This window comes from Flavobacterium sp. (assembly GCF_023151265.1).
Lineage (GTDB): Bacteria > Bacteroidota > Bacteroidia > Flavobacteriales > Flavobacteriaceae > Flavobacterium.
In genome coordinates, this window is the sequence record NZ_JAKLJH010000230.1 from 1 (window position 1) to 1,865 (window position 1,865).

General features: G+C 31.7%; 1 protein-coding gene. It reads left to right on the forward strand.

Annotated elements, in window-relative coordinates; translation table 11 throughout:
• The coding region (locus tag L6Q46_RS13865) for a hypothetical protein (protein ID WP_291284807.1) at window positions 1-1,865 on the forward strand (1,865 nt) is incomplete at both ends.

Here is a 1,865-nt window from a genome sequence, read left to right on the forward strand (position 1 = left end):
AAATCAAAATACAATTTGACGCGTGAGTTTGCTGAAGTTCTAAATGATGTTGGTGGTAAATTCAGGCATCCACAAAAATCAGACATTAAATTGGGAGATATATATGTTTATCCGACACTACGTTATTTCAATACCAGAGAAAGTAGCGAGGAAAACATTTCCTATTTGCTTGAAAATGCAGAAAGTGTTATTAGAAATATAAAACCAAATTCAAAATACTTGTTATTTGGAGGTGAAAACATTGGGAAGACATCCTTGCTACGAACGGTATTTAAAACACTGTACCTGAAAAATTACGTTCCTCTAATTATTGATGGAAAAAGCATCAAGAATTCAGGTCTTGTAGATTTCAAAAATCTTATTGAAAAGGAATTCATCAATCAATATGGAACTGATGCATTAGAAGATTTTAAGCAGGAGGACATTTCAAATGTTTTCATTTTAATTGACGATTTTGATAAGAATCCACTCAAAAATCAAAAGGCAAAGGGTCGTTTTATAAAGAGTATAAGTAATTATTACAAAAACCTATTGTTCATTGGGAATGAACTAGTGGCGATAGAAGAAATAATTGCAGATGAGGAAACTCCTGGTGATTTGTTTTCAGAATTTCATCAATACGAAATTCTTGAATTCAACCATTCAATGAGAGCTAAACTTATACAACGTTGGTATACTTTAGGCAGGGAGGACTTTGTTACTGATGAAGAAACTTATAAAAAAATAGATATTGCTATGCGGTCCATTAGCATCGCAATGGGTCAACGGATTGTTCCAAATTATCCTATTTTTCTTCTTATTCTTTTACAGGCTTTAGAATCAACAAATCCGCATGATTTACAGGTAAGCTCTTATGGCAATTATTACCAACTTTTAATTTTAAAATCGCTTACAGACAATATCAGAGAGCAATCGGAACTGAATACTTACCAAAGCTATTGTGCTGAATTAGCCAACTTTTTCTTTGAGAAGAAAACAACAATCATTTCTCGTAATGAGTTCGATACTTTTCATAAAGACATAAGTCAGTTTGCCAAAATGGATTTACCTGCGTCAATGACAGCAGATAAAACAATAGATACTTTGTGTAAAGTAGGCGTGTTAAATTCATTCGGTGATACGATCGAGTTTAAGTACCAATACACATATTATTATTTTCAGGCTCAATTTTTAGCAAAAAACATTGCAAAAAGAGAAATCAAAGAAGTAATTACTAAACTTTGTCAACGACTTTATAGAACGGAGTTTGCAAACATTCTAATGTTTCTGATTCATTTTAGCAATGATGAATTTATAGTAACCGAGTTAATTAAAAATGCAAGTGACATTTTCAAAGAGTTAAGTCCTTGTAAACTCGAAAATGACATCTCACATTTGCATGAACTAGTTTCTGAGCTTCCAAAACTCTATCTGAAATCAAAGACAGTAGAAGAAGTGCGTAACGAAGAAAATACAAAACATGATGAAGTTGAATTGCGGCAAAAGGAATCTGAGATTAAACCAACATGGGATTTAGATGAAGATATTGATGAAATAGATATTGTTTCAAAATTAAATCTAAGTTTTAAACTTATTGAAATAATTGGACAGATTTTAAAAAATAATCCAACCGGATCAATGACTGGTCCAGTCAAATTTCAGTTACTAAAGGAAACTTATACACTAGGCCTAAGAACGCTTAATGTATTTTTCTCGGTTCTGAACGATAACACAGACTTCATAATTAATCAACTTCAAGAAATAATTTCAAAAATCGAGGAGAAGAGAAACGAACACCGAAAGGAAGGCGAAAAAAGAGAAGTAGAAAAAGAAAAAATAGAAAAAATATCAAGACAACTTCTATTTTCTCTTTGCACTCAAATCTC